This window comes from Rhodobacter viridis (assembly GCF_003217355.1).
In the GTDB taxonomy this organism is placed as follows: domain Bacteria; phylum Pseudomonadota; class Alphaproteobacteria; order Rhodobacterales; family Rhodobacteraceae; genus Rhodobacter; species Rhodobacter viridis.
The window spans coordinates 41473-68457 of the sequence record NZ_QJTK01000006.1 but is presented as its reverse complement, the minus strand read 5'-3'; the positions used below and the strand labels follow the sequence as shown (position 1 = coordinate 68457).

Genomic DNA, 26985 nt, shown 5'->3' with positions numbered 1-26985 from the left:
AAAGCGCCGCAGAACGCAAAAAGGCGGCCGAAGGGCCGCCTTTCGCATCATCTTGCCCGCAAAACGGGCGGTTTGAAAATCAGGCCTTCGCCAGATTGCGCAGCACGTAATGCAGCACGCCGCCGTTCTTGAGGTATTCGATCTCGACCTCGGTATCGATCCGGCTCTTGATCATGATCTTGGTCAGCGTGCCGTCCTTGCGCAGGATCGTGCAGGGCACGAGCGAGAGCGGCTTGATGTCGCCTTCAAGGCCTTCGATCGTCACGACCTCGTCGCCGGTCAGGCCAAGCGACTTGCGGTTCTGCCCGTCGGTGAACTCGAAGGGAATGACGCCCATGCCGATCAGGTTCGAGCGGTGGATGCGCTCGAAGCTTTCGGCGACCACGGCCTTGACGCCCAGAAGGTTGGTGCCCTTGGCCGCCCAGTCGCGGCTGGAGCCCGCGCCGTATTCGATGCCGCCGAAGATCACCAGCGGGATATGCGCCGCCTGATATTCCATCGAGGCGTCGTAGATCGAGGTTTGCGCCCCGTCCGGCCCCTTGGTGTAGCCGCCTTCGACGCCGTCGAGCATCTCGTTCTTGATGCGGATGTTGGCGAAGGTGCCGCGCATCATCACTTCATGGTTGCCGCGGCGCGAGCCGTAGCTGTTGAAGTCCTTCGCCTCGACGCCGCGCTCGGTCAGGTATTTGCCTGCGGGCGTCGAGGGTTTGAACGAGCCCGCCGGGCTGATGTGGTCGGTGGTGATCATGTCGCCCAGAACCGCCAGCACATGCGCGCCGACGACGTTCGAGATCACGCCCGGTTCCTTGGCCATGCCGCGGAAATAGGGCGGGTTCTGGATGTAGGTCGACTGCGCCGGCCAGTCATAGGTCTCGCCGGTGGTGGTCTTCACGCCCTGCCAGTTCGCATCGCCTTTGAACACATCGGCGTATTTCGCGATGAAGGCTTCGCGGGTGACGCATTTCTCGACCAGTTCGGCGATTTCCGCATCGGTCGGCCAGATGTCTTTCAGGAACACCGGCTTGCCCTCGGGCGTCGTCGCAATGGCTTCGGTCGTCAGGTCGATGTTCATGTCGCCCGCGATCGCGTAAGCCACGACGAGCGGCGGCGAGGCAAGGAAGTTCGCGCGCACATCGGGCGAGATCCGGCCTTCGAAGTTGCGGTTGCCCGAGAGGACGGCGGCGGCGACGAGGTCATTCTCGTTGATGGCTTTCGAGATTTCCGGCGTGCCCAAGGGCCCCGAGTTGCCGATGCAGGTGGTGCAGCCAAAGCCGACGATGTTGAAGCCCATGGCGTCAAGATCGTCCTGCAGGTTCGCGGCTTTCAGATATTCTTCAACGACTTGCGACCCGGGGGCGAGCGAGGTCTTGACCCAGGGTTTCGCCTTCAGCCCCAGCGCGCGGGCCTTGCGAGCCACGAGGCCCGCACCGATCAGCACATAGGGGTTTGAGGTGTTGGTGCAAGACGTGATCGAGGCGATCACCACCGAGCCGTCGCCGACCTTGTAATCCTTGCCATCGACCGAGACGGTCTTCACCGCAGTATCGGCCGCGCCTTTGGCGGTGCGGTAATCGGCGACGACCTTGGCGAAGGAGGATTTCGCATCGGTCAGCGGCAGGTAATCCTGCGGCCGTTTCGGGCCCGAGATCGCCGGAACGATGGTCGACATGTCGAGTTCGAGCGTCGAGGAATAGATCGGAGCGTAATCCGCGCCGCGCCAGAAACCGTTTTCCTTGGCATAGGCTTCGACCAGTGCGATGCGCTCTTCGGTGCGGCCGGTCTGGCGCAGGTAGCGCAGGGTTTCATCGTCGATCGGGAAGAAGCCACAGGTGGCGCCATATTCCGGGGCCATGTTGGCGATGGTCGAACGCTGCGCCAGCGGCAGCTTGTCGAGGCCTTCGCCCCAGAATTCGACGAATTTGCCGACGACGCCGTGTTTGCGCAGCATCTGCACGACCTTGAGCACGAGGTCGGTGCCGGTGCAGCCTTCACGCAGCGCGCCGGTCAGCTTGAAGCCGACGACTTCCGGGATCAGCATCGAAACGGGCTGGCCCAGCATCGCGGCCTCGGCCTCGATCCCGCCAACGCCCCAGCCCAGCACGGCCATGCCGTTCACCATCGTGGTGTGGCTGTCGGTGCCCACAAGCGTATCGGGGTAGGCGACCAGATCGCCGTTCTGATCGGTGTCGGTCCAGACGGTCTGGGCGAGGTATTCGACGTTCACCTGATGGCAGATGCCGGTGCCGGGCGGCACGACGCGGAAGTTCTCGAACGCGCCCTGACCCCATTTCAGGAACTGGTAGCGCTCCATGTTGCGCTCGTATTCCAGCTCGACGTTGCGTTGGAACGCGCGCGGCGAGCCGAATTCGTCGATCATCACCGAGTGGTCGATGACCAGATCGACCGGAACCAGCGGGTTGATCCTTTTCGCATCGCCGCCAAGCGCCTTGATGCCGTCGCGCATCGCGGCCAGGTCAACGACCGCCGGAACGCCGGTGAAATCCTGCATCAGCACGCGGGCCGGGCGGTAAGCGATTTCGCGCGGGTTCTTGCCGCCGAGTTTCGCCCAGTCGCCGAAGGCCTTGATGTCCTCGACCGAGACCGAGAAGCCGCCGTCTTCAAAGCGCAGCAGGTTTTCCAGCACCACCTTGAGCGAGGCGGGCAGCTTGGAGAAATCACCAAGCCCCGCGGCCTGCGCCGCCGGGATCGAGTAATAGCCGTAGCTTTGCGCGCCGACAGTGAGCTGGCGGCGGGTCTTGGCGGTATCCTTGCCGGTGACGACGGTCATCTGGGTGGGCCTCCCATGGCTGAAAGAATGCGTTACCGCGTGTTTGCCCGATGCGGCGGAGTCGTTCAAGGGGGGGATCGCAAAAATTGTATACCATTGCACACCGATTTCGGTCCAAAGGCCGCGGCGGGGCGTCGCAATGCAACCTTTAGGCACATCGCAAAACCTTGATTGGCTCTGCTTGCCGCCTCGGTTTAGGAGGAGGGCTGAGTTTACAGCGAGGCATCATGGCACGCGCGACCTTTAGCGCCGCGATCGAAGGGATGATCCTGTCGGGCCTTCTTGCCGTTGCTCCCGTGGTTGCATGGGCGCAGGCGGGCCCGTCTGATTCCTTTGGCGGGGGCATGATTGACGGGGGCATGGTCAGCGGAGGTGCCACCTTCGCGGCTGGTCCGGTGTCTTCGCCGGCCGATGCGGATCTGCGTCTGGCCGACAGCGAAAGCGTGTCGCCCGCGCCCGGTTCGCTTCCCGGCGCGTCTTTGGTCGAAAGTCTGAACCGGGCACTCGAACGCGCGATCGGGCAAAAGGCGGTGGGCAAACCGCAGGCGAACACGCTGATCGCGCCCTCGGCCCCGCCTGCACCCTCGCCGGTGGTGGTGGAGCTTTTCACCTCGCAGGGCTGTTCCGCCTGTCCGCCCGCCGATGCGGCGCTGGCCAAGGTCGCGGCGCGCCCCGATGTGCTCGCGCTCTCGCTGCATGTCGATTACTGGGATTACCTTGGCTGGGAAGATCCCTTCGCCCAGCCCGCCTTTACCGCGCGGCAAAAGGCCTATGCCCGCGCCGCGCATCTGCGCACGCTTTACACGCCGCAGGTGATCGTGGCGGGCACGCAGTCGCTGGTCTCGCCCGCCGATCCGGAACTGGATGCGACCATCGCCGCCGCGGCCGCCGCGCCGCCGACAGTGGCGATGATCGTCAGCCGTGGCGCCGAGCCCGGCCAATATGCGATCGACCTTTCTGCGCCACGCCCGCTCAAGCAGGGCACCGTGGTGCAGATCGTGCGTTACGTGCCGCAAGCCCGGGTCGAGATCCTGCGCGGCGAAAACGCCGGTCAGGTGCTCGATTTCGCCAATGTGGTGACGGCGTGGCACGCGGTCGCCGAATGGGACGGCAAGGCCCCGGTGCGTCTGAATGCGAAGATCGAGGGCGAGGAACCGGCGGCGGTGATCGTGCAGACCGCGCTGCCCGGCAAGACCGTGCCGCTGCCCGGTCCGATCGTCGCCGCGGGCTGGCTGCGCTGAGGCGCGCCGCCTAGCGGTTTTTCCAGCGCCGGTGAATCCAGAACCATTGCTCGGGATGGGCGCGCACCCGCGCCTCCAGCCGGTCGTTGAACGCCTGACACATCGCTTCGGGCGTGCCCTGCGGGATCGGCTCTTCCACCTCGATCGCGAAGCTCAGCCCGTCCGGCTGACGGGTGGCAAAGATCGGCAGCAGCGGCACCTCATAGCGCAGCGCGATGTCCGCCGCCGAAAGCGCGGTGCGCGCGGTGCGGCCGAAAAAGGTCAGATCCGTGCCCGCGCCCAGATATTGGTCGATGGCCAGCCCGATCATCCCGCCCTCGCGCACGAAGCGCATCATCTGGGTCATGCCGCGCTTGGAGCGCGCAAAGAGCGGTTTCGCCACCCCCTCGATCGCGTCGACGTAGCGGGTGTTGAAATCGCGGTTCCGCATCGGCCGGTAGAGCCCGCCGATGTTGTAGCCCCGCCCCGACAGACCGCCACGCACGGCGTCGTAATTGCCGAAATGCCCGGTCACCAGAACCGCGCCCTTGCCCTCGGCGTGCAGCTGTTCGAGCAGCGCTGCCCCCGGCCCCTGCAGCGGCAGATCCCGGCAGCGCGCGACGAATTCCGGCCCCGAGAAGATCTCGGCCAGCGTCCGGCCGATATTGTCGGGCACGGCGCGTACCAGCCGCTCGACCTCGGCCTCGGGCAGATCGGGCAGGACAAGGGCGAGATTGTCCCGGATCCGGCGCCGCCACCCCGCAAGGGGCGCCACCACGCGGCTGAAGAACCGCCCCGACAGCTCCACGCGCGAGCCGTAGGGCAGCAGGCGCAGCCCTGCCATCAGCGCCGTGAAGGTGCCGGCGGTCAGCCGGTCTGTCAGCGAGGGCGCAGGAAAACGGTCGGTCTCAGCCATCTCGGTCACTCGTTGCTGCCAGCGCGCCGGGCCTCGGCCCGTTCGCGCGACCAGACATAGACACCGGCTGCCGCGATCACAACCGCCCCCAGAACCGTATAGCGATCAGGAAGTTGTGCGAAGAACGCCCAGCCCCAGAGGCTGGAAAAGATCAGATCGGCGTAGCCGAAAGGTGCGATCGTTCCGGCCTCGGCCTTGCGAAAGGCGACGATGATCGCCGCTTGCCCCGTCGCGCCAAGCGCGCCCACGGCCAGAAACAGCGGCAGGTCGATCGGCGCCACTTCCTGCCAGAAGAACGGCAGCAAAAGCGACGAAAGTCCGGTGCCGACCATCGCCGACCACAGGATCGAGGTGGCGGTGGAGTCAAACCGCACCACGCGGGTCAACAACGCGCCGCCCGCATAGGTGAAACAGGCGAGCAGAGCGAGGATGGCCGCCGGATGCATCACGCCCGCGCCCGGGCGCAGCACGATCAGCGCGCCCACGAAAGCCACGACGATGCCGATGATCCGCCCCGCGCCCAGCCGCTCGCCCAGAAACAGCGCCGCGCCAAGGGTGATCAGAACCGGCGAGAGCGCCCCAAGCGCCGCCGCATCGGCCAGCCCGACGTAACGGATCGCCAGAAAGAACAGCGCAACGGTGCCCATCTGGAAGCAGCCGCGCAGGAATTGCAGCCCCGGCTGGCGCGAGCGCACCAGCGCCACGACGCGGCCGCGATACAGCACCGAAACCAGCGCCAGATTGACCGCGAACCGCGCCCAGATCACCATCGCGGGCGGATAGTCCTGCGCCAGTTTCTTTGCCGCCACATCCATCAGCCCAAACAGCATCAGCGCGATCAGGAAAAACCCGATGCCACGCCCGGTGGCCTGCGCCTCCGGGGTCGTCTGAACCAAGGAGGGGGCCGTTTCCGGCCCCCCCGTATTCTCTGCCACACTGGGGCGATGCTGGCTCACAGCAGGCTCTTGACCTTGGCCGCAATCGCTTCGGCCGTGATGCCGAATTCGGCGTAAAGCCGTTCCGCCGGAGCCGAGGCGCCAAAGCCCTCCATGCCGACGAAGCCCGCCTTGCGCTCCATCCCGCGCTCGCCGAGCAGCCAGCGGTCCCAGGGCTGACGGATCGCGGCTTCCACCGCGACGCGCACCGCGCCCGGCGGCAGGATGCGCTTGCGGTAGGAGTCGTCCTGCGCCGCGAAAAGCTCCATGCAGGGCATCGAGACGACGCGGGTGCCGATCGCTTCCGCTTGCAAGAGCTCACGCGCCTTCAGCGCGATTTCGACTTCCGAACCGGTCGCCATCAGGATCGCCTGACGCTTGCCTTCGGCTTCGGCGATGACATAGGCGCCCTTGGCGGTCAGGTTGGCCGGGCTGTGCTTGGTGCGCAGCGTCGGCAGGTTCTGACGGGACAGCGCCAGCACCGAGGGCGTGCGTTCCGACGACAGCGCCAGTTCCCAGGCCTCGGCGGTCTCGATGATGTCGGCCGGGCGGAAGGTCCAGGTGTTCGGCGTCGCGCGGCAGATCGCCAGATGCTCGACCGGCTGGTGCGTCGGGCCGTCTTCGCCCAGACCGATGGAATCATGGGTCATCACGTAGACGGTGGGCACGCCCATCAGCGACGACAGACGCATCGCGCCGCGCGCATAGTCGGTGAAGCAGAAGAAGGTGCCGCCATAGGGACGCACGCCACCGTGCAGATACATGCCGTTCATCGCCGCCGCCATCGCATGTTCGCGAATGCCGTAGCGCATGTAGCGGCCCTTGGGATTGTCGGGCATGAAATCCTCGATATCCGAGGTTTTCGTCAGGTTCGAGCCGGTCAGGTCGGCCGAGCCGCCGATGGTTTCGGGCACGACCGGGTTGATCGCGGCCAGAACCATTTCGCTGGCCTTGCGGGTGGCGACTTTCGGCGCGGCTTCCGACTGCGCCTTTTTGAAGGCGCGCACGGCGGCGGCCAGTTTCGGCGCGACGCCACGGGCCATCTGACGCTCGAATTCGGCACGACGCCCGGCCGGGAGCGCGGCGAGACGGGCTTCCCATTCGGCACGCTCGGCAGCCCCGCGCGACCCGATCGCTTCCCACTCCGCCTTGATGTCGGCCGGGATCACGAAGGGACCATGCGCCCAACCGTAAGCCTCGCGGGTCAGCTTGATCTCGGCATCGCCGAGCGGCGCACCGTGCACGGAATAGCTGTCGGCCTTGTTCGGGCTGCCAAAGCCGATCAGCGTCTTGCAGTCGATCAGCACCGGACGTTTCGATTTCTGCGCCGCGCTCAGCGCGCGGTCGATGTCTTCCGGATCATGGCCGTCACAGCTCAGCACCTTCCAGCCCGAGGCGGCAAAGCGCGCCTTCTGGTCGGTGATGTCCGACACCGTCACCCGGCCGTCGATGGTGATGTTGTTGTTGTCCCAAAGCACGATCAGGTTATCGAGTTCCTGCTTGCCGGCAAGACCGATCGCTTCCTGCGAGATGCCTTCCATCAGGCAGCCGTCGCCCGCGATCACATAGATCTTATGGTTCACGAGCTTCTTGCCGAACCGCGCCGCCATCGATTTTTCCGCGATCGCCATGCCGACGGCGGTCGAGATCCCCTGACCGAGCGGCCCGGTGGTGGTTTCGACGCCTTCGAGGTGCCCATATTCCGGGTGACCCGCCATCCGCGCGCCCCACTGACGGAAGTTCTTCACTTCCTCGAGCGTCGATTGTTCGTAGCCGGTCAGGTGCAGCAGCGCGTAAAGCAGCATCGAGCCGTGGCCGGCCGACAGCACGAACCGGTCGCGATCTGCCCAGTTCGGCGCTTTCGCGTCGAATTTCAGGTGGTTGCGGAACAGTACGGTGGCGACGTCGGCCATGCCCATCGGCATCCCGGGGTGGCCCGAATTCGCCGCCTGCACGGCATCGATCGCCAGCACGCGGATCGCGGTGGCAAGCTTCCAGTGATCGGGGTTCTTGGCCCGCAGAGCGGCGATATCCATGGGGTGCATCCTTTGTTGCGCCGAAATCTTCGGACCCCGTGATATCAGGGATCGGAGCAGATTCAAGCTTGCGCCCCAAGTGCTTGATGCAAAAAGGTGGGAGGAGCCGCGCCATGCCGCTAGAATGGGGCGTGAACCCGTGCGGATGCGATTCGCCACGGGGTGTCGTCATACCCTTGCCCGCACGGGCCGCGTTGACGACAGCGACCGGATGCACGAGACGAACGACAAGACCGAAGACCAAGGGCAGTTAGCGAGGGGTGGGATGACCGAACTGGCCGAATATGAGCGCCGCATCGCCTATGCGCTTGAACGCATCGGGCGGGGCGTCGAGACGCTGTCCGATCTGCGGGCAGCGGCGGCGCAGTCCATGGCGATGGCCGAACCGGAACCGGCCCCCGAGCCGGAGCCGCTGCCGGACCCCGAGCCTCCGACTCCCGTCGACACCGGGCCGTCGGAAGAGGTGCTGGCGCTGCAGGCCGAGCTGGACGCCGAGCGGGCGGCGAGCGCGCAGCTGACCGAACGGGTCCGCGCGATCCGCGAAAAGCAAGAAACGACGCTTGCCGCGCTGGAAAAGCGGCTCAGCCAGGCGACGCGGGCGCTGGAGGCGGTGCAGGTCGAGGCAAACCGGCTGAAGCGCGCCAACAACGATTTGATCGAGGTGAACCGGCAGCTGATCGACGGGGCGGGGCGGATCGATCCGGCTCTGGTCAACCTGTCGATGCAGGCCGAGCTTGAAGCCTTGCGCGCGGCCCGGGCCTGGGAGGCCTCGGAGCTGTCGGATATCGTCACCGGGCTGGCCCCGATCGTGGCGGCGCATGTGAAGGGACAACCGGCGGGGGGCTCTGACAATGGCTGAGTTGCGCATCACCATCGGCGGGCGCGATTTCGACGTGGCCTGCCAGCAGGGCGAGGAACAATATCTGAAAGCCGCGGCCGCGATGCTTGACAACGAGGCGCAGTCGCTCTCGCAGCAGCTGGGCCGCATTCCCGAGGCGCGGATGCTGCTCATGGCCGGTCTGATGCTGGCCGACAAGGCGGCCGGGGCCGAGGACAATGTCCGCGTGCTCAGCGCCCGGGTCGAAGAGCTGGAGAGGCAGCTGGCGGTGGCGAAATCCAACCCGGTGAAGATCGAAGTGCCGGTGGTGCCGCCTGCGGTGACCGAAACGCTGGCCGAGATCGCCGCCCGGGCCGAAGCGCTGGCCGATCGGGTCGAAGAAGCCGTCCTCAACTGAGACGCGGCTTGAGCGCATGAAAAAAGGGTGTGACGGGCCGACCGTCACACCCTTTGTCATGTCTGGGATCGCGCGCTCAGGCGAAGCGCCACAGGAACACGCCCGACCAGAGCACGGCCAGAATCGCCGTCGTCAGCAGATGCGAGGGCGGCGTGTCGCGAAACCGCGCGGCAAAGCCGGTCCAGCGCGCCAGAAGCGTCGCGGCGGGGCGGATCGGGGAAAAGGCGCGGGGGGCAGTTGTGGCAGCGGTCATCGGGGCGGCTCCTGTCCTGAGGGATCGGGGGAGATTGCCCTTATAATCTACCGCCTAAGTCGAGTATTTCAAGGAAATAGGCATGCTCTTTTTTGTCGTGACTTGGGGGAAATCTTCTCCGCCGACGCAGGTGCAACCGCGCGCCGGATCTCAGGATCGGCGCGCAATCCTCTGATGAATTTGGAAAAATCAGCTTTCGATCAGCTTTGCGGCGGGGTTCCCGGCGCGCAGCATGTCGGCGAGCGTCAGCGACTCGATCAGCACCAGATAGGACCAGAAGACCTCGGCAAAGACCTTGCGGATTCGGCATTCCGCCTCGTCCTCGCAATCGTCGCAGGGCTGATAGGCGGTGCGCGACAGACACGGCAAAGGCGCGATCGGCCCGTCGATCCGGCGCAGCAGATCCGACAGCGAGATCTCCTGCGGGGCTTTCAGCAGCGTATAGCCGCCCGAGCGCCCGCGGATCGACGCGACAACCCCGGCCTTGCGCAGATCGAGCAGGATATGCTCCAGAAACCGCTTCGGCGTGCCCGAACGGGTGGCGATCTCTTCGATCGTCAGCGCCTGCGGGCTTTCGCGTCCGGCCTCGTCGGCCAGTTCCAGAAGCGCCTTGAGCGCGTATTTCATCTTCTGCGTGATCATGGCCCAGCCTTACGGGCGACAGCCCTGTTTATCAACGTCGATCTTGTCGGGTTTTCGGGCAATTTGCGTTTGCGCGACGAAAAAATGTCCTGCGGTCGCGTGCGGCCGTGATCGACGCCGCCTCTGCGTCGTTTCGACGCTTTCGAGCGTTGCCAAACCGACCGATTGCGCCTAGCTCGGGTTGGCACTCTGTGGACGACATCGCGACATGACACTTTCGGCTTTCACCCTTGCCGTGCTGGCGCTGCTGCTGGCCCCGGGGCCGACGAACACGCTGATGGCGGTTGCCGGGGCAACGCACGGGCTCGGACGCGTGCTGCGGCTGCTGCCGGTCGAGCTGGCCGCCTATCTGCTGACGGTGGTGCCGCTGGCGCTTCTGGGCGCAGGGCTGATGAGCCACGCCCCGCGGGCGGCGCTTGCGCTCAAGCTGGTCGCGGCGCTTTGGGTGATGGTGCTGGCGGTGCGGCTCTGGCGCTCGGGCGCTTCGGGGGCGGACGGCTTTCAGATCGGCGCCGGGCGGATCTTCGTCACCACGCTTCTCAACCCCAAGGCGCTGATCTTCGGTCTGGTCCTGCTGCCCGCGCCCGTGCTCAGCGACTTCGCGGCCCGGCTGTCGGTCTTCATCGCGCTGGTGCTGGCCGCGGCGCTTGTCTGGGGCGGCTTTGGCGCGCTCAGCCACGATCCGGGCCGCGCGGGGGGCGCACAGCTTGGACGGGCGCGCCGACTGGCGTCGGGCTGGCTCGCGCTTGTGTCGGTCTCGCTTTTCTGGGGCGTTTTGCGCAGCTGACCGGGGCGCATTAATCGCATCGCAAAGCTTGGCGGTTACTCCTCGACGGCACTGCGACAGGAGGCCCGATGCGCTTATCCCCATTCCCCGATCGGTGGCACCCGCTGCGGAGCATTTGCCGATGACCCGGCTGATGGCGCTTTGGTCGAGCGTGGCGGCAAAGATCCTTGGCCTCGTGCTGGCGCTTGTCGCCATGACGGCGGTTGCGGTGGGGATCAGTCTTTCGGTTTTTCGCGACACCGATGCGACTCTGCGCGAGTTGGTGGGGCAGGATGTGCCTGCGCTGCGCCAGTCGATGGCGCTCTCGGCGGCAAGCGGCGCCTTGGGGCCGCAGATGGTGGCCCTGCTCTCGGCCGAAGCCCCCGCGGATCTCGACACTGCCCGCAAGGCGATGCAGGCGACGCTTGGCGCTCTTGAGGCTGCCGTGCAGGCGCAAGGGGCCGCGGCGCCCGCAGCCCTGCGCAGCGCCGCGACGCAAATTTCCCCTCAGGCGGACGATCTGGTGGACGCGCGGGCGCAAAGCCTCGCCGCCGCCGCCGCGACCGAGCGCGCGGTGGAAGACCTCTTCGATCTCGACCGCCGCATGTCCGAGGCGCTGCGCCAGACCGGCCCGCAGGGGCAACGCGACCTGACCGGGGCAGGGGCTGCCGCCACGGCCGAGCTGAAGGCGACGCTCGACACGCTTCTGGCGCAGGATATGGCCCGGCTTGGCGCGGCGCTCGCGCTGCGGGTCGAGGTGGCGCAGCTGCGCGGGGCGGTTCTGGCGATGACGCCGGGGCTGGATGCCGCCGGGCGGACGATCGTGCGCGACAGCGCCGCTGCCGCCGCGACCCGGATGCGCGAGAAGCTCCCCGCGCTCGCGGACGAAACCCCGCTTGCCCCGCTGCGCCCCGATCTTGCGCGGCTCGCGGATCTGGCGGGCGCGCTTGCGACGCCCGACGGCTTTGCCGATCCGCGCCTGCCGCCGCAGATCCGCGGCCTTGGCGCGCGCATCGATTCCCGGCTTGGCGGGGCGGTCGATGACCTGTCCGCGACCCTCGCGCAGGATGTGATCGCGGCCGACACGGCCAATGCCGCAACGATCGACCGGCTGATCCGCCGCGACGTCACCCCGAGGATCGAGGCCGCGCGGATCGAGGCCCGCGCCCGCGATCTGATCGCCACCGCGCTTGCCCTTGCACTCAGCCGCACACCCGAAAGCCATGCCCGCGAAACCGCCGCGCTCGAGACGGCGCGGACGACCCTCGCGGCGCAGATGGCGCAGGTGCCGCCCGATCTGGCGCCCTTGCTCACGGATCTGCTGGCCCGCACCGCCCCCGAAAGCCCGCTTCTGACGGCGCATGGTGCCGATATCGCGGCCCGCGCGCTGGCCGCGACCCGGTTTGAGGCCGTCAGGGCGACGATGGCTCGGATCTCCACCGAGGAGGCGCGGCTCGCCGAGAGCATTCTGGCGCGTGTGGAGGCTGGCAGCAGCAAGGGGCACCACCACACGACCGCTGCGCAGGCGACGATCCTTGGCGTGGCTGCGCTGGCGGCGGGGCTTGGTCTTGCCGTGACGGCCCTGGCCTGGCGCGGCATCGTCCGACCGCTGCGACAGGCGACCCGGGCGACGGCGCGGCTCGCGGCGGGTGACACCGACGCGGTCGTGGGGCTGCGCGCGGGGCCGGGCGAGATCGGCGGTCTGATTGGCGCGCTCACCGTGTTTCGCGATGCGATGCACGACCGCAACCGGCGCGCGGCCGAGGATCACGCCCGCGCCGAAGCGCTGATTGCAGCCGAACGGGCGGCGCGGCAGGCCGAACAGGCCGCGGCCGCGGCCGACCGCGCCCGCGCGCAGCAAGACCTTGCCCGCGAGGAGGTCGAGCGCGCCGAACGACGGCAGCAGCGCGAAGGGGCCGAGGCCGAGCGGGCGGCCCAGCTGGAGGAGCAACAGCAGGTCGTGGCGCAGCTTGCGCGCGCGCTTGGCGCGATGTCGGCGGGCGATCTGACGGCGCGGATCGAGACCGCCTTTCCGCCCGCCTACGAGGGGTTGCGCGCCGATTTCAATCAGGCCGTCGCGCGGATGGCCGATCTGCTGGGCGAGATCATCCGGTCGAGCGGCGCGGTGCAAGCCGAGGCGCATCAGCTTGGCGCGGCCTCGGGCGAGCTTGGTCGTCGCACCGAAACGCAGGCGGCCTCGCTGGAAGAGACGGCCGCGGCGATGAACCAGATGGCGGCCTCGGTCGCGCAGGCGGTGGCGGGGGCGCGCGAAGCGGCCCGGGCCGTGGGCGAGACCCGCAGCACCACCGCCAGCGGCCGCGATGTGGTGCGCCGGACGTTGCAGGCGATGAACGACATTGCGCAAAGCTCGGAACAGATTTCCCGCATCACCTCGGTGATCGACGATATCGCCTTCCAGACCAACCTTCTGGCCCTGAACGCGGGCGTCGAGGCGGCGCGGGCGGGCGAAAGCGGGCGCGGCTTCGCCGTCGTCGCCTCGGAGGTGCGGGCGTTGGCGCAGCGCTCGTCCGACGCCGCACGTGAGATCGCGACGCTGATCGACACCTCGGTGCGGCAGGTGGGCGAGGGGGTCGAGCTTGCCTCCGGCTCGGAAGCCGCCCTTGGCCGGATCGAGGATCTGGTCACCCGCCTTGATCAGCTTCTGGCCGCGATCGAGACCGGCGCGGGCGAGCAATCGGCGGGCATTTCGGAAATCACCGCGGCAATGAACCAGCTCGATCAGCTGACCCAGCACAATGCCGCGATGTTCGAGGAAAACGCCGCCGCGACACAGGGTCTTCTGGACGAGGCGCAGACCCTGCGGGCGCTGACCGCGGTGTTCCAGATCGGCGCCGCCGACGCAGCCCTGCGGCGGGCCGGGTGATGCGCATATTTCAATCTGAATATCAAGGTATTGCCTTGCAGATCATGGTTCCGCTCATAGCTGATATGCGGCGCCGACTCGGCGGTTGCCGCAGCCCTTCGGGGCTGTTAGGGCGAGGCAAGTTGCAAGGAAGGGGACCGTGATGGGGACCGGGGATGATCCGGTGGTGGTGCGCCACCGCGAGCTTGAACGCTATGCCACAGTGGCGCTGAAGGCGGGCAGGATCATGATGGAAAGCGGCGCCTCGGTCAGCGTCGTGCACCGCGGCATCACGATGATCGCGCGCGGCTTCGGGGTCGAGACGATCGGGTTGCGCTCGGGCTATACCTCGATCGCGATGACGGTGCATGCGGCGGATCAGACGATCACGCGGATGCTGCAGGTCGGGCGGCTGGGGGTGAACCACCGGCTCGATCTGGCGGTGCGTGAACTTTGTGCGCGCGCCGAAAAGGGCGGCATGACCGTCGAGGCGATCGAGAGCGAACTGGCGCGTCTCGTGCGCGAGACGCCGCGCCATTCGCCCTGGTTCACCGCCATTGCCGTCGGGCTGGCCTGCACCTCCTTCGGTCGGCTGCTGGGCATCGACTGGCTTGCCTTCGGTCCGGTCTGGATCGCGGGCGCCATCGGCCAGTATATCCGCCACCATCTGCTGCATCGCGGCGTGAACATCTTCATCGTCGCGGGGGCGATTGCCTTCCTGTCGGCGACGCTCGGCGGGCTTGGCGCGATGGCGGTGCAAAGCGGCACCGTGCAGCTGGCGATGATGGCCTCGATCCTGCTTCTGGTGCCGGGCGTGCCCTCGACCAACGCGCAGACCGACATCATGGACGGCTATCCGACCATGGGCAGCGCGCGGGCGGTCTGGGTGCTGATGATCATGCTGTTTGCCGCCACCGGCATCTGGTTCGCCGAGGAACTTCTGGGAATGAGGGGCTGATCATGTGGGACTTCCTGCCGCATTTTCTGCATCAGGCGCTGTTTGGCGCCGCCGCCGCCGCGGGCTTCGGCGTTCTGTTCAACTTCGGCCTGCGGGCGCTGCCCTGGTGTGCGGCGGCGGGCGCGCTGGCGCTGATGGTCCGCACCGGCGGGCAGGAACTGGCCTGGAGCCTCGAGGGCGCGACCTTCGCCGCGGCCATCGTCACCTCCTGCGCGGTCTCGGCGTTGCGCGGCCAGCTTGGACCGGCCTGCAATGCGGTGGCGCTGGCGGGCTGCATCCCGATGGTGCCGGGCGCCTTCTTCGGTCAGGCGCTGCTGGGCTTCTTCGCGCTCACCGCGCCGCACCCGGTCGATGCGGTCGAGATCTTCGTCAGCGCGGCCGAGCACATCATCCGCGTGATCTTCACCCTCGCGGCGATGGGGGCGGGGCTGGCCATCCCCGCGCAACTGCTGAAAAATCAGGATTTCTGAGGCCGGGGGCGGTTACTTTTCGCCCTCGCACATCAGGCGGCCGGGATCGTCTTCGGCGATGTCCGGCAGGACCTTGTGCGTTTCGCCGGGCAGGGGGTCTTGCTTGCGCGCGCCCCGCACCGAGGCGCCGAACTTGCGGTCGATCGCCGCGCGCGGCTCTGCAAACACATAGGTTTCGCTGAAGGCGCTGGTGCCGATTTCGGTCTCCAGCCGCAGCGCCGCAATCGCGAGGCCAAGATAGGTGCCGCGCAGGGGGACGTCGATCTGCTGCACCACGCCGGTCTTTCGGGATCGCACCGGCTGATCGGGCGGGGGATTGCCGGGCGGCCAGAGGATCTCGCCCCCCCCGCCGGAGAGGCTGCGCAGCCCGTCGGGATCTGTCGCCGTGACCGGGAAGGCGGCCCACAGGCTCTGAACGAACGCCTGATGATCCGGGGTGAAACTGCACGCCTCGATCCCCGCCAGATCATCGTCGAGCTCCGGCAGCACCGGCGCGGCCTCGGGATCGAGCGCACCGGGATCAAAGCGCAAAAGCGCCCCCTCCGCCGTCGCCACCACCAGCCGCCCGCGCTTGTCCATCGCCAGAAATTCGGCGTCGCGATCCTGAAACCGGGGCGGGCAGACGATGTCTTGCCCCTGTTCCACCACGGCAAGCCCGACGCCGGGATAAAGCACCTCGTAGCGCAGATAATCGCAGCGCTCGCCCGCGACATCGCGGGTCTCGGCGCGGCGGGTGATGACGCAATCGCCCGCAAACAGCGTCTCGCCCTTGGCCGAGGTCATGCTGCAGGCGCCCTCATGCACCTTGACGCCCTCGGCCTCGCCCGCGGTCGCGGCGCAGGGCAGGGCGGCAAGGCTCAGAAGCAGACCCGCGGCGGCCGGCATGGAGGATCGGTGAAACCACGTCATCGCGCAAACCCCGAGTGAGCGACATCGGTTGCGACTATCGCGGCCGAAGGTGAAGGCGATCCTAAAGCACAGGCGGATTTCTGCGCCTCTCGTCGCTTTCGCGCGGAAATGCACGGAAAACTGTCCGGGGGCATTTACATTTCGCGACAAACGAATACCCATTTGAAACATACCTTTCGGATATCGCTTCGATGAAACTTCTGCGCGCCTTGACAGCACGACCCCGCGGCCCGCTTGCGGAATGGGGCGGCACTGCTGCCGCCTTAGCCGCGGCTTTTGGCGCTCGCCTCGCGCTCGAGGGCAGCCTGCCGCCGGGCTATCCGTTCCTCACCTTCTTCCCGATGGTCTTTCTGGTCGGCTTCTTCCTGTCGACGCGGGCGGGCGTGGTCCTCGCGCTCTTCTCGGGGCTTGCCGCCTGGCTCTTCTTCATCGCGCCGGGCGGTGCCGGACTGCTGGACGGCCCCGATCTGGTCGCGATGGGCTTTTACGGCTTCATCGTCGCGACCGAGCTTTTGCTGATCCATCTGATGCGGATGGCGCTGCGCAAGCTCGATCTGGAACGCGCCGCGACGGCTCGGCAGGCCGAACAGCACCGGCTGATGTTTCACGAGTTGCAGCACCGCGTGTCGAACAATCTGCAGGTGATCGGCTCGATCCTGCGGATGGAGCAGCGCAAGATGCGCGACCCCGAGGGGCGGCGCGCGCTGCAAGCGGCGGCCGCGCGGTTGAGCGTGATCGCCTCGGTGCAGCGGCAACTGCACGATCCGGCGCGGCAGGTGACCGAGATCGGCGCACTGATGCAGGCGACGCTGCCCGAAGTCGTCGCGGCGGCGAACCTGCAGGAGCGGGTGCGGCTCGCCTTCGATCTGGCGCCGCTGCCGGTGTCGGCCGATTGCGCGGGGCCGGTAGCGCTGATCGCGGTCGAGATGGTGTCGAATGCGCTCGAACATGGGCTGCCCGAGGCCGGGCAGATCACCATCACCCTGCGCACGCGGCTCGAAGGCGACCGGGCCGAGGTGGAGATCAACGACGATGGGCGCGGTCTGCCTGCGGCGTTCGATGCGACGCAGGCGCAGAGTCTGGGGTTGCGGCTGGCACAACAGTTCTGCGCACAACTGAATGGAACGCTTGATTTTTCTGCCCGTCCGGGGGGCGGAACACAGGTCTTGCTGCGCTTCCCGCTTGGCCTTTCCGCCATGTAAAAACGCCTCTCCGGGGACCGGAGAGGCGTTCTTCGCGAAGCTCCGATCCGATGTCAGACGGGCGGCTGGCCGCGCAGGGCACGCGCGATCATCGCCACGACGAAAAGAATCAGGAACAGCACGAAGAGCAGTTGCGCGATCGAGGCCGAGGCCCCCGCGATCCCGCCAAACCCAAGCGCACCGGCGATCAGCGCCAGCACCATGAACGTCAGGGCCCAACCCAGCATGATATCTCTCCCGTGAAGTGGTGGTTGCCGCGGCGCCGTGCCCTGACGCCTGTATCAGATCAACGCGCGCGCGGCGTTCGGGTTCCCGATCACGTCTCGGCGCGGCGATGGCGTTCCTCGCCCGCCTCGAGCGCGGCCGGGGTGAAGCTCAGCCGCAGCACGTAAAGCCCCGCTTCGGGGCCGCGGGTGAAGCTGCCGTCAAGCTGGCTCGCAAAGGCCGCGAGCAGCTTTTCCCCGAACCCGTCCTCGATCGGCAGCATCGGACCAAGATCGGTCACCGTGCCGTCCGAAGGCGGGGCGAGCGTGTTCGTCACCCGCAGCGCCGCCAGACCTTCGGCGGTGCGGGTGAAGCTGACGCCGACCGAGGCGATGCCGCGCGGCCCGCGCCAGGCGTGCTTGAGCGCGTTGTCGAGCCCCTCGGCCAGAAACAGCGCCACCGCCACCGCCTGATCGGGGACCAGCCGGATCTCGTCCACCCGCAGATCGAGATCGAAGCGCCGCTCGGGCGTCGCGCCGATCTTCAGGATATGCGCCGCGATCCGCGGCAAGAGTTCATCGGCGCGGATGTCGGTCTGCCCCGAGGTCAGGTAAAGCTCGCGGTGGATCGTGGCGAGGCTCAGCACCCGTTCCTGCACGTTGCGCATCGCCGCGCGGGCCTCGTCGGTCTTGGCGCGGCGCAGCTGCATGTTCAGGATCGAGGCGATCAGTTGCAGGTTGTTCTTCACCCGGTGATGCACCTCGCGCAGCAGCACCTCTTTCTGGTGAATGACGTTTTCCAGATCCGCCTCGTCTTGCACGACGGCCCGGGTCATCCGCTCGTAAGCCTCGGCCACGTCGCGCAATTCGGTCGCGGCGCCACGCAGGCGCAGCGGCGGCAGGCGCCGCTCGCCCTCGGCAAAGGCGGTGATCGAGCTGCGCAGCGCGCGGATCTGGTGCAGCACCTGACTGTGCGCGGCGATCCAGGCGACGGCAAGGCTCGCCGCCCACATCAGCGCCGGAAAGGCGAAGGGCGGCCAGCCCGACAGAAGCCCCGCCTCATCCAGCACATCGGCAGGCCAGGAGGCCAGAAGGTAAAGCTCACCCTCCCAGAGCGGCACGACGGCAAAGGCGCGCTCGTGGCCATCGGGCGCGGTGTCGAGGAAGCTTTCGCCGCGCTCGCCCGCCAGATCCTTCAGCGCATGATGCGCGGGGATCGTCCGGGCCGCATCATCAAGTCCGTTCGTCGCGGTCAGTACCGTTCCGCTGCGGTCAAAGGTGACGATGGCGAGCGGTTGCCCCACGCTGCCAGCCTGTCCAAGGCCGCGGTCCTGAAACTCGGATTGCGGCATCGAGACCGAGGAAAAACCGATCAACTGCCCCGCGGCATCGGTGACGGGCAGCGACAGGTTCAGGATCGAGGTGCCCGACAGCGGCCCCTCGCGGTTCACGGTCAGCTTCGGGCGCGGGTTTTCGCGCAGATCGGAGAGCCAGCCGCTGTTGCGCACATCATAAGGCGCCCCGGTCGAGGCGCAGCTGATATGGCCGTCCACCGGCACGAACCCGAGGAAGGAATAGTCCTGTTCGGCCTCTTCGGCGACTTGGCGCAGATAGGTCGAGCAGGCGGCCGGATCATCGGAAAGTTGCGGCAGGCTGGCCGCCAGCGCCATCGCCGTGCCGCGCGCCTGCATCAGCAGATCGACCTGCGGCGCGGCGGCCATCAGCGTTTCGCCCAGGATCGCCGCGCGCAGCCGGTTTTCGGCGGCGCGCTCGGTGGCCAGGGTCTGCGCATAGCTGAGCACGGCGAGCGGTGTCAGCACCGCCCCCATGATCACCGTCAGCCGCAGTCCCAGACCGCCCGTGCCGAACCGCCACCGGATCATGCCGCTTGTGGCCCCATCCCCGGTGCGGCCGCCCCGCTCGACGAGGACGGGATCAGCACCGTCTCGCCCTCGGCCAGACCCAGCAATTCGCACAGCCGCGCCCGCGCCCGGTTGGCCCGGCTTTTCGCCGTGCCGGTGGCCACGCCCATCATCTGCGCGGCCTCCTCGTAGGAATAGCCGTTCGCGCCGACGAGGATCAGCACCTCGCGATGTTCGGGCGAAAGCTGATCGAAGGCGCGGGTGAAATCGGCCATCGCAAGGCGCCCGTCATGCGCGGGCTGGGTGACCAGTTGCGCCGCATGCAGGCCATCGGGGTCCGCGACCTCGCGCCGGGTCTTGCGCCGCGCCGAATAAAAGGTGTTGCGCAGGATGGTGAACAGCCAGGCGCGCAGGTCGGTGCCAAGCAGGAACTTGTCGAAGTTGCCCCAGGCTTTCAGGATCGCTTCCTGCACCAGATCGTCGGCCTCGGTGACGTTGCGGGTCAGCGAAATCGCAAAGGCCCGCAGCGCCGGGATATGGGTGGCCAGTTCATCCCGCGGATCGGGCCCGGTCATCTGGTCCCCCCGCGCGCTTTCAGTTGCGCCAGCAAATCCTTGAAACGATCCGGAATTTCCGGGTCGAGCGAGGCCTCGAAGACGCGCTTCAAATTCTCGTCGATGTCGCGGCGCAGCCCTTCGGCCGTCGCATCGCGCCCCTTTTGCGTGCTCTTGTCCTCTGCCATGATCTTTCTCGCCGCTCGCGCCAGTATTCACGGAACCAAACGCGGGGGAACAGCGTTGGTTCCACGAAAAACGCGTTTTTGGGAGAAAACGATGACGAGCACCGCCCCCCTCGACCTGTCGCAGGCGATTGCCGCCGAACTGCCCTATCTGCGCCGTTACGCCCGCGCGCTGACCGGCAGCCAGCACAGCGGCGACGCCTATGCGGTGGCGACGCTCGAAAGCCTGCTGGTCGATCCGGCGGTGATCGAGGCTGCCGCGCGGCCGAAGGTGGGGCTGTTTCACGCCTTCCATCTGGTCTGGGCCAGCGCCGGGGCGCCGACCTCGGTCGAAGACGAGGGCCTTGCCGCGCGGGCACAGGCGCTGATGGCCGATCTGACGCCGAACTCGCGCGAGGCGCTGTTGCTGCACACGATCGAGGGGTTCGAGGCCGCCGAAATCGGCGCGATCATGCAGGTCGAGCCCGAGGAAGTGGGCCATCTGATCGCCGCCGCGAACCGCGAGATGGCGGCGGCCGTGTCGGGCCGGGTGATGGTGATCGAGGACGAGGCGATCATCGCGATGGATCTGGCCGATATCGTCGCGGGCATCGGCCACACCGTCACCGGCATCGCGCGCACCCGGGCCGAGGCGGTGACGCTGGCCGCGAAATCCCGCCCCGACCTGATCCTTTCGGACATTCAGCTGGCCGACCTGTCCTCGGGCATCGATGCGGTCAATGACATCCTGAAGGAAATCGGCCCGCTGCCGGTGATCTTCATCACCGCCTTCCCCGAGCGCCTGCTGACCGGCGAAAAGCCCGAACCCGCCTTCCTGATCACCAAACCCTTTTCGGAGGAACAGGTCCGCTCGGCGGTCAGCCAGGCGATGTTCTTTGCTTCGACCGAGACGCTCGTGGGCTGAACCCGGCCTTTGAACCCGACCTGAAAGCCCGCCGAAATCCGGCGGGTTTTTGTTTTTCGCCAAGGGCTTGCAAAAAATTGCGGAACCGGATTTGGCGGGCTGCGTTCTTCTTTTACCGACGCCGAAGCATCGGCATTCATGCGAAAGGAAGACTGAACATGATCCGCAACCTTCTTGCCGCCACCACCGCGCTCTTTCTGGGCACCGCTGTCCTTGCCGCGACCCCGGTGCAGGAGATCGACGTGCAGGCCGATCTGACCGCGATCGCGAACCCGAAGGCGGCGCTGTACTGGGGGCATCTCGGCGATGACCTGAAGGCCGCGATCGCGCAGCGTCTCGCTGCGCAGCTGGCCGAAGAGGGCGCCAAGGTGACCGTCGACATCGACGAATTGTCGATCGCGAACACTTTCGAGGAGATCACCGACGTGGCCGAAGCCCGGCTGTCGGGCAAGGTGCATATCACCAGCCCGTCCGACAATTCGAAATTCGACAGCTACGATCTGACGGTCGATGCGCGCGCGGTGAATGCGATCGACGCCGAGGGCAAGCTGAAGAAGGGCGCCTTCACCGACTCGAAGGCCTATTACACCGCGATGGTGAACACCTTCGCCGATCAGGTCGCCGCGCGGCTGGACTGAGACCCGATCCGAGCTTGCAAGACAAAGGGGCACCCGAGGGTGCCCCTTCGCCGTCACGGCGCAGTCGTCGCAACGCTCACAGGCGGATATGCCCCACCGCCTTCTGCGCTGCCTCGTCAAGGGCATCCGCATAGCCCGCATCGGCATAGCGGATCACCCCAAGGGCCGTATCGTTCGTCAGCGCCAGGCGCAGCCGGGTTTCAGCCGCGGCACTGCCCTCGGCCACGATCGTCACCCCGGCCGAGGTCATGTAGCCCGCATAGCCGCCGCCGCCCGAATGCACGGTGACAAGATCGGCGCCCGAGGCGCAGAGCGTCATCGCATCCAGAAGCGGCCAGTCGGCAATCGCATCCGAGCCGTCGCGCATCTTTTCCGTCATGATGTTCGGATGCGCCATGCCGCCCGCGTCCAGATGATCGCGCGAAAAGGCGACAGGCCCGGCCAGCTCGCCCGAGGCCACCATCCGGTTCACCGCCACCGCCAGATCGGTGCGCTCGCCATGGCCAAGCCAGGCGATCCGCGCGGGCAGTCCCTCGAAGGGGACATTCTCGCGCGCAAGGCGGATCCAGTTCGTGACGATCTGATTGTCGGGGAACATCTTCAGCACCAGATCGTCGATGCGGCGGATGTCTTCGGGGTCACCCGAGAGCGCCATCCAGCGGAACGGGCCGATGGCGCGGCAGAAGAGCGGCCGCAGATAGGCCTCGGTGAAGATCGGAATGTCGAAGGCGTTTTCCACCCCGCCCTGTTTCGCTTGCGTGCGGATCAGGTTGCCGTTGTCGAAAACCTCGGCGCCGCGGCTTTGGAATTCAAGCATGGCAGAGACGTGGGCCGCGATGCTGGCCCGGCCCGCCTCGATCAGCTCCTCGGGGTTCTGCTCGCGCAGGCGGCGCACGCGGGGCAGGTCGTACCCCGCGGGCACGTAGCCGTAGACAAGATCATGCGCCGAGGTTTGGTCGGTGACGATATCGGGGGTGATGCCGCGCGCCGCAATCTCGGGGTAGATCTCTGCCGCGTTGCCGATGAGGGCAACCGAAGTCGCCCGCCCCTCGGCCCGCGCGGCGTCGATCATCGCCAAAGCACTGTCCAGATCGGGGGCGATGGCATCGAGAAACCCGATCTCTTGCCGCATCTTCGCGCGGGCTTCATCGACATCGACGCAGAGGATCGCCGCCCCGGCCATCCGCCCCGCCAAGGGCTGTGCGCCACCCATCCCGCCAAGACCGGCGGTCAGGATGAACCGGCCTGCCAGCGAGCTGTTGAACCGCCGCTCGGCGATGCGCATGAAGATTTCATAGGTGCCCTGAATGACGCCCTGCGAGCCGATATATTGCCACGCGCCCGCGGTCAGCCCGCCCCAGCAAATCAGCCCCTTGCGTTCCAGATCATAGAACACCTCGGCCTTCGCCCATTGGCCGACGATGTTGCAATTCGCCATGATCACCATCGGCGCGCCGGCATGGGTCTTCAAGATCCCCACCGGCTTGCCGGATTGGATGATCAGGGTCTCATCTTCCTCGATCTCGGTCAGGCTTTTCACGATCGCCGCATGGGCGGGCCAGTTCCGCGCGGCCTTGCCCAAGGCCGCGTAAACGATCAGCTTTTCGGGCGCCTCACCAACGGACAGCACGTTTTCGAGAAGCCGCAGCAGCCCCTCGGCCCGCCAGTTTTTCGCGCGCAGATCCGGCCCCGAGGGGATCGGGAAATCCGGGTGACGGGGGTTATCTTTAGGCATCTTTCCCCTCCAGCGCGTATTTTGCCAGTTCAATCCCCATCGCCTTTTCGCAAGGCGGATAGACGGCGGGGTCAAGGACCCCCGCGCCCAAGGGGATCAGGGTTTTCGGCACATGCAGGATGTGAATCCGCATGCCTTCCTGCAGTTGCCCGACCGACAGCGGCTCGGCCTCGGGCGAAAGCGTGGTGATCACATCGGGGAAGGAGGCGATCCGATTGCCGCCCGCATCGTCAATGGCCATGTATTCGTTCATCACATGCAGCGTGATGGCCCTGTCGCCCGTGCCCACGGTGACGGTGCCGATATCGAAGGCCTCTTTCGTGTAGGTGACCGCCTTGCGGGTGATCACGCCTTCCGCAATCAGCACGCCGCCGGTCTTTTGCTGAATGATATCAAGGACCGCCCCCGGACCCTTCGGCTCGGCAGCCAAGATCGCATGGCCGAGATCGAGCGCCATCGAAATCCCCCCCAGCGCCGCATGGCGCGCCACATAGGAGGCGCGCAAAGGATTGCGGGCCGAGGCGATGAAGCCCCCCGACATGTCCGACGCCGTGCGCAAAATGGGCGAGACCTTGGCCGTCGCGCCGCGCGTGACAAGCTCGATATACCGCCCCTCGTCACGGTTGCCGCCGACCGCGGTCTGAATCATCTGCTCGGGGCTGCCCGCCATCCCGATCGAGCCCATGTCGCCGGTCGGATGGGCGCGAATGTCGCCCACCGCGTCGATCACCTTGCAGCCCAGAACGGCCGCCGGAAGCCAGCCGTTCAGCGTCGAGGACTTGCCGTTTTGCCCGACCATCAACCCGGCGACCGGAGTGCCCAAAGCCTCGTTCAAAAGCTGCACCGCCTTGACGTAATCAATGCCGCGCATCTCCCAGTTCGTGGTCGAGGCCGGGGCGCCGATCGCGGCTGCCGTTGCCACGAAATCGTCGGGCGAGAGTTCATCGATCGAGACCAGTTCCGGCTTGCCCACGCCCACGGCGGCGCGGCCCAGCATCCGGCCGTGGTCGGCCCAGCCGCCACCGCCCGCCGCATAGACCGATCCGCCGCGCACGGCGGGCTCGATATCGGCTTCGGTCAGGATGCGTTTCATCTGTCTTCTCCTTGGGTTGCCGCGTCGAAGGCAAGCACGGCCTCGGCCATCACTTCCGCCCCGAGCGCAATGTCGTCGGTTTCCGCCCATTCCTCGGGGCAGTGCGAGCGTCCCTCCTTGCAGGGGACAAAGATCATCGCGGCAGGGGCAATGCGCGCCATGAAAGCCGCATCATGCCCCGCGCCCGAGGCCATGCGGATGTGGCTGGCGCCGCAGGTCTCGGCCGCCGCTTCCAGCCGCGCGATCAGGCCCTCGTGCATCGGCGTCGGCAGGTTGTCCGACAGGATGCGGCTTTGCGCGCTGATCCCCTGCGGCAGGGTCTTGAGCGCGCCGCGCAGCCACTCCAGAAAGCCCTCCATCTGCGCGCGTTCGACCGCGCGGGCGTCGATCAGCAGCCGCGCGCCGCCGGGCACCACATTCGCCGCGCCGGGGGTGATCGAGAATTCGCCCACCGTCGCGGTGAAATGCGCGCCCTTTTCGGCCTCGGCCCGGGCCTTCGCCTCGATCGCCGTCACCAGCTGCGCGGCCCCGACCAAGGCATCGGCGCGCAGATACATCGGCGCGGTGCCCGCGTGATCGGGTCTGCCGGTCAAGATCACCTCGATCCGGGTGATGCCCGCAATCGCGGTGACCAGACCCAGATCGGTTCGGGTGCTTTCCAGCACCGGGCCCTGCTCGATGTGCAACTCGAAAAACGCTTTGATGTCAGTGCGCTGCGCGGAGATCTTCGCGTCACCGCCAACGTCGGTCAGCGCCTGTTCCAGCGTCCGCCCCTGATGCGTCAGCGCCAGCCATTCGGGCGGGCGAACCCCCGCCATCGCCCGCGAGCCGATGCAGGAGACGCCAAAGACCGACACCTCCTCGGCCAGAAAATCCGCCACGCACAGATCGTGACGCAGGCTCAGCCCGCGTTCGGAAAGCATCCGCGCGACTTCCAGCGCGACGATCACCCCGGCCACGCCGTCAAACCGCCCACCGTCCGGCACGGTGTCGGAATGACTGCCCAAAAGGATCGTGCCGCAATCGCCCGAGCCCTTGCGCATGCCCAGCAGGTTGCCGCCCGCATCGGTGGTCACGCTCAGCCCGGCCTCGGCAAAGCGGTTGGCCAGCCACGCCCGGCCCTCGTCAAACCGGGGCGAGAACGCCCGCCGCGTCCAGGGCTGGCCCGGATCGGTGATCGCCGCGAGCGCCGTGATATCGGCGCCGATGCGATCGGCACTGACGCGCAGGTTTCTCATCCGTGCACCGCGCGACGAAGACCAAGCGGGCGGGCCGGGCGCACGAACCGCCCGGTGCCCGGGGCGGCGACGGTGTTCCCGTCAAACACCTGCTGCCCGCGCAGCCATGTCCCCGAAACCGTCCACGGCAGTTCGATCCCGTCATAGGGCGACCAGCCCGCGACGGAATGGCGGCTGGCCTTGGCGTCATAGCGCTTCGCCACGGGTTCCAGAACGGTCAGATCGGCGTCACGCCCCAGCGCAATGCCCCCCTTGGCCGGATCGAGCCGGAAATGCCGCGCCGGGTTTTCTGCCAGAAGCCGCGCGGCCCAAGTGAGCGGCACCCCCCGCGCCAGCGCGCCTTTGACGAACAAGGGCACCATCACCTCCAGCCCCGGCACGCCCGAGGCGTTCTTCAGCATCTCGGGGTTGGTCTTGCGATCCTCGGACCAGCTGACGTGATCGGTCGAGACCATCGACACATTCCCCGCCGCCACATGCCGCCACAGCGTTTCGACCTCGGCGCGCGGGCGGATCGGCGGGTTGATCTTCGCCTTGCCGCCCAGCCGGGCGACATCGTTTTCCTCGTCCAAGGTCAGATAATGGATGCAGGCCTCGATCGTCGCGGGGTGGCCTTCGTCGCGGTAGCGCTTGGCGATCTCGTAGCCGCGGCCGAGCGAGCAATGCACGACATGGGCCGGGCAGCCGGTCGCGGCGCCGGTCTCGTAGATCTGCAGCAGTGCCAGAATTTCCGTCATCGGCGGGCGCGACATCCCATGCGCGCGCCAATCGGTGATGCCCGACGCCTCGACCGCCGCGATCGCGTCGCGCACGAAGGCGTCGTCTTCGTTATGCACGCCCGCCGCCAGACCGGTCTTGGCCACCTCGGCAAAACAAGCCATCAGGAGCGCGGGCGGGATGCGCGGAAAGCGTTTCGGATCGGTGCCGAAGGTCGAGAATTTGAAGCCGCAGACCCCGGCCTCGGCCTGTTCGGCGATGCGGGCGGGGCCTTCGAGCGGGTCGATGGTGCCATAAAGCGCAACATCGACACGGGCCTGCGCCTCGGCCTCGGCGGCCTTGATCTCGACCGCCTTGGCCGAACAGACCAGATTGCCCTCGTCATAGGGCATGTCGACGATGGTGGTGACACCCCCCGCAGCCGCGGCGGCGGTCGAGGCGGCAAAGCCCTCGGCGCCCTTTTGCGACAGCGAATGCACCTGCGCATCGACGGCACCGGGCAGGATCAGCGCCGCGCCAAGATCGTGACGGTCGCGGGCCGCGGGGGCCGTGCCTTCGCCGATCAGCGCCACGCGGCCTTCACGCACGGCTACGAAACCGCCCTCGACCTCGCGGTCGCACAGGATCACCCGCCCTTTGAGGACAAGATCGAAATCGGACATG

General features: G+C 67.1%; 25 protein-coding genes. 10 read left to right on the top strand and 15 right to left on the bottom strand.

Translation table 11 applies throughout. The features are described from left to right. Positions 1-79: 79 nt before the first annotated feature. Positions 80-2788: an aconitate hydratase AcnA gene (gene acnA / locus C8J30_RS09560; protein ID WP_110805623.1), complete on the bottom strand. Its 2709-nt coding sequence runs from the start codon at positions 2786-2788 to the stop codon at positions 80-82. A 359-nt stretch (positions 2789-3147) separates the two neighbouring features. Here acnA and C8J30_RS09555 point away from each other — a divergent pair, with 359 nt between their 5' ends. After that, complete coding sequence (locus C8J30_RS09555) at positions 3148-4029, top strand: DUF1223 domain-containing protein (protein WP_110805742.1); 882 nt, start codon at positions 3148-3150, stop codon at positions 4027-4029. Positions 4030-4039: 10 nt separating this feature from the next. Here the strand turns inward: C8J30_RS09555 and C8J30_RS09550 are convergent, their stop codons facing one another. Genes C8J30_RS09550 through tkt form a run of 3 tightly spaced genes read right to left on the bottom strand, consistent with a single transcriptional unit; the run spans position 4040 to position 7895 of the window. Next, positions 4040-4924 carry a lysophospholipid acyltransferase family protein gene (locus C8J30_RS09550; RefSeq protein WP_110805741.1) on the bottom strand — a complete coding sequence of 295 codons (885 nt, stop codon included), beginning with the start codon at positions 4922-4924 and terminating at the stop codon, positions 4040-4042. A 5-nt stretch (positions 4925-4929) separates the two neighbouring features. Next, positions 4930-5820, bottom strand: a complete 891-nt coding sequence (locus C8J30_RS09545) for a DMT family transporter (protein WP_245909752.1) — start codon at positions 5818-5820, stop codon at positions 4930-4932. 56 nt (positions 5821-5876) lie between these two features. Next, positions 5877-7895, bottom strand: a complete 2019-nt coding sequence (tkt, locus tag C8J30_RS09540; RefSeq protein WP_110805621.1) for a transketolase — start codon at positions 7893-7895, stop codon at positions 5877-5879. A 265-nt stretch (positions 7896-8160) separates the two neighbouring features. Between tkt and C8J30_RS09535 the strand changes: the two genes are divergently transcribed. Beyond that, positions 8161-8754 (top strand): hypothetical protein, encoded by a 594-nt coding sequence (locus C8J30_RS09535; protein ID WP_146227888.1) that lies wholly within the window; start codon positions 8161-8163, stop codon positions 8752-8754. Then, positions 8747-9130: a cell division protein ZapA gene (locus C8J30_RS09530; protein WP_110805619.1), complete on the top strand. Its 384-nt coding sequence runs from the start codon at positions 8747-8749 to the stop codon at positions 9128-9130. Before C8J30_RS09535 ends, C8J30_RS09530 begins: the two co-directional genes overlap by 8 nt. Before the next feature lie 76 nt (positions 9131-9206). Here the strand turns inward: C8J30_RS09530 and C8J30_RS18600 are convergent, their stop codons facing one another. Together C8J30_RS18600 and C8J30_RS09525 are read right to left on the bottom strand one after the other, a co-directional pair. After that, on the bottom strand, positions 9207-9383 hold the full coding sequence (locus C8J30_RS18600) for a hypothetical protein (RefSeq protein ID WP_181420833.1): 177 nt from the start codon (positions 9381-9383) through the stop codon (positions 9207-9209). 189 nt (positions 9384-9572) lie between these two features. Next, on the bottom strand, positions 9573-10025 hold the full coding sequence (locus C8J30_RS09525; RefSeq protein WP_110805618.1) for an Rrf2 family transcriptional regulator: 453 nt from the start codon (positions 10023-10025) through the stop codon (positions 9573-9575). 208 nt (positions 10026-10233) lie between these two features. On the opposite strand from C8J30_RS09525, the gene C8J30_RS09520 reads away from it, so the two are divergent. The 4 genes from C8J30_RS09520 (at position 10234) to C8J30_RS09505 (ending at position 15082) form a co-directional block, all read left to right on the top strand. After that, positions 10234-10812: a hypothetical protein gene (locus C8J30_RS09520; RefSeq protein WP_110805617.1), complete on the top strand. Its 579-nt coding sequence runs from the start codon at positions 10234-10236 to the stop codon at positions 10810-10812. A 121-nt stretch (positions 10813-10933) separates the two neighbouring features. Continuing rightward, positions 10934-13675, top strand: a complete 2742-nt coding sequence (locus C8J30_RS19045) for a methyl-accepting chemotaxis protein (protein WP_245909751.1) — start codon at positions 10934-10936, stop codon at positions 13673-13675. Positions 13676-13817: 142 nt separating this feature from the next. Beyond that, the gene (locus C8J30_RS09510; protein ID WP_110805616.1) at positions 13818-14612 is read left to right on the top strand and encodes a threonine/serine exporter family protein; all 795 of its coding nucleotides are present in this window, start codon (positions 13818-13820) and stop codon (positions 14610-14612) included. Between the two features lie 2 nt (positions 14613-14614). Then, the gene (locus C8J30_RS09505; protein ID WP_110805615.1) at positions 14615-15082 is read left to right on the top strand and encodes a threonine/serine exporter family protein; all 468 of its coding nucleotides are present in this window, start codon (positions 14615-14617) and stop codon (positions 15080-15082) included. A 12-nt stretch (positions 15083-15094) separates the two neighbouring features. Here the strand turns inward: C8J30_RS09505 and C8J30_RS09500 are convergent, their stop codons facing one another. After that, the gene (locus C8J30_RS09500; RefSeq protein WP_146227887.1) at positions 15095-15991 is read right to left on the bottom strand and encodes a hypothetical protein; all 897 of its coding nucleotides are present in this window, start codon (positions 15989-15991) and stop codon (positions 15095-15097) included. A 191-nt stretch (positions 15992-16182) separates the two neighbouring features. Here C8J30_RS09500 and C8J30_RS09495 point away from each other — a divergent pair, with 191 nt between their 5' ends. Then, complete coding sequence (locus C8J30_RS09495; protein ID WP_110805613.1) at positions 16183-17193, top strand: sensor histidine kinase; 1011 nt, start codon at positions 16183-16185, stop codon at positions 17191-17193. A 53-nt stretch (positions 17194-17246) separates the two neighbouring features. Here C8J30_RS09495 and C8J30_RS09490 read toward each other — a convergent pair whose 3' ends face one another. From C8J30_RS09490 to C8J30_RS18595, 4 genes are all read right to left on the bottom strand, one after another. Further along, entirely contained in the window at positions 17247-17420 is a 174-nt protein-coding gene (locus C8J30_RS09490; protein WP_110805612.1) for a DUF1328 domain-containing protein, read from the bottom strand. Between the two features lie 89 nt (positions 17421-17509). Then, on the bottom strand, positions 17510-19279 hold the full coding sequence (locus C8J30_RS09485; RefSeq protein ID WP_110805611.1) for a sensor histidine kinase: 1770 nt from the start codon (positions 19277-19279) through the stop codon (positions 17510-17512). Beyond that, positions 19276-19833 carry an RNA polymerase sigma factor gene (locus C8J30_RS09480; protein ID WP_110805610.1) on the bottom strand — a complete coding sequence of 186 codons (558 nt, stop codon included), beginning with the start codon at positions 19831-19833 and terminating at the stop codon, positions 19276-19278. The genes C8J30_RS09485 and C8J30_RS09480 overlap by 4 nt, the downstream gene beginning before the upstream one ends. After that, positions 19830-20000, bottom strand: coding sequence for a NepR family anti-sigma factor (locus tag C8J30_RS18595; protein WP_181420832.1), 171 nt, complete (start codon positions 19998-20000; stop codon positions 19830-19832). Before C8J30_RS18595 ends, C8J30_RS09480 begins: the two co-directional genes overlap by 4 nt. A gap of 91 nt (positions 20001-20091) precedes the next feature. On the opposite strand from C8J30_RS18595, the gene C8J30_RS09475 reads away from it, so the two are divergent. Then, positions 20092-20901 carry a response regulator gene (locus C8J30_RS09475; RefSeq protein ID WP_110805609.1) on the top strand — a complete coding sequence of 270 codons (810 nt, stop codon included), beginning with the start codon at positions 20092-20094 and terminating at the stop codon, positions 20899-20901. A gap of 158 nt (positions 20902-21059) precedes the next feature. After that, positions 21060-21539: a hypothetical protein gene (locus tag C8J30_RS09470; protein ID WP_110805608.1), complete on the top strand. Its 480-nt coding sequence runs from the start codon at positions 21060-21062 to the stop codon at positions 21537-21539. Between the two features lie 76 nt (positions 21540-21615). On the opposite strand, the gene C8J30_RS09465 is transcribed toward C8J30_RS09470, so the two are convergent. Genes C8J30_RS09465 through C8J30_RS09450 form a run of 4 tightly spaced genes read right to left on the bottom strand, consistent with a single transcriptional unit; the run spans position 21616 to position 26984 of the window. Then, entirely contained in the window at positions 21616-23274 is a 1659-nt protein-coding gene (locus C8J30_RS09465; protein WP_110805607.1) for a urocanate hydratase, read from the bottom strand. Further along, a complete protein-coding gene (locus tag C8J30_RS09460; RefSeq protein ID WP_110805606.1) occupies positions 23267-24367 on the bottom strand; it encodes a DUF917 domain-containing protein in 1101 nt (366 codons plus the stop codon). Before C8J30_RS09460 ends, C8J30_RS09465 begins: the two co-directional genes overlap by 8 nt. After that, on the bottom strand, positions 24364-25605 hold the full coding sequence (locus tag C8J30_RS09455; RefSeq protein ID WP_110805605.1) for a Zn-dependent hydrolase: 1242 nt from the start codon (positions 25603-25605) through the stop codon (positions 24364-24366). The genes C8J30_RS09460 and C8J30_RS09455 overlap by 4 nt, the downstream gene beginning before the upstream one ends. Then, positions 25602-26984: a dihydroorotase gene (locus tag C8J30_RS09450; RefSeq protein ID WP_110805604.1), complete on the bottom strand. Its 1383-nt coding sequence runs from the start codon at positions 26982-26984 to the stop codon at positions 25602-25604. Before C8J30_RS09450 ends, C8J30_RS09455 begins: the two co-directional genes overlap by 4 nt. Position 26985 lies beyond the last annotated feature (1 nt).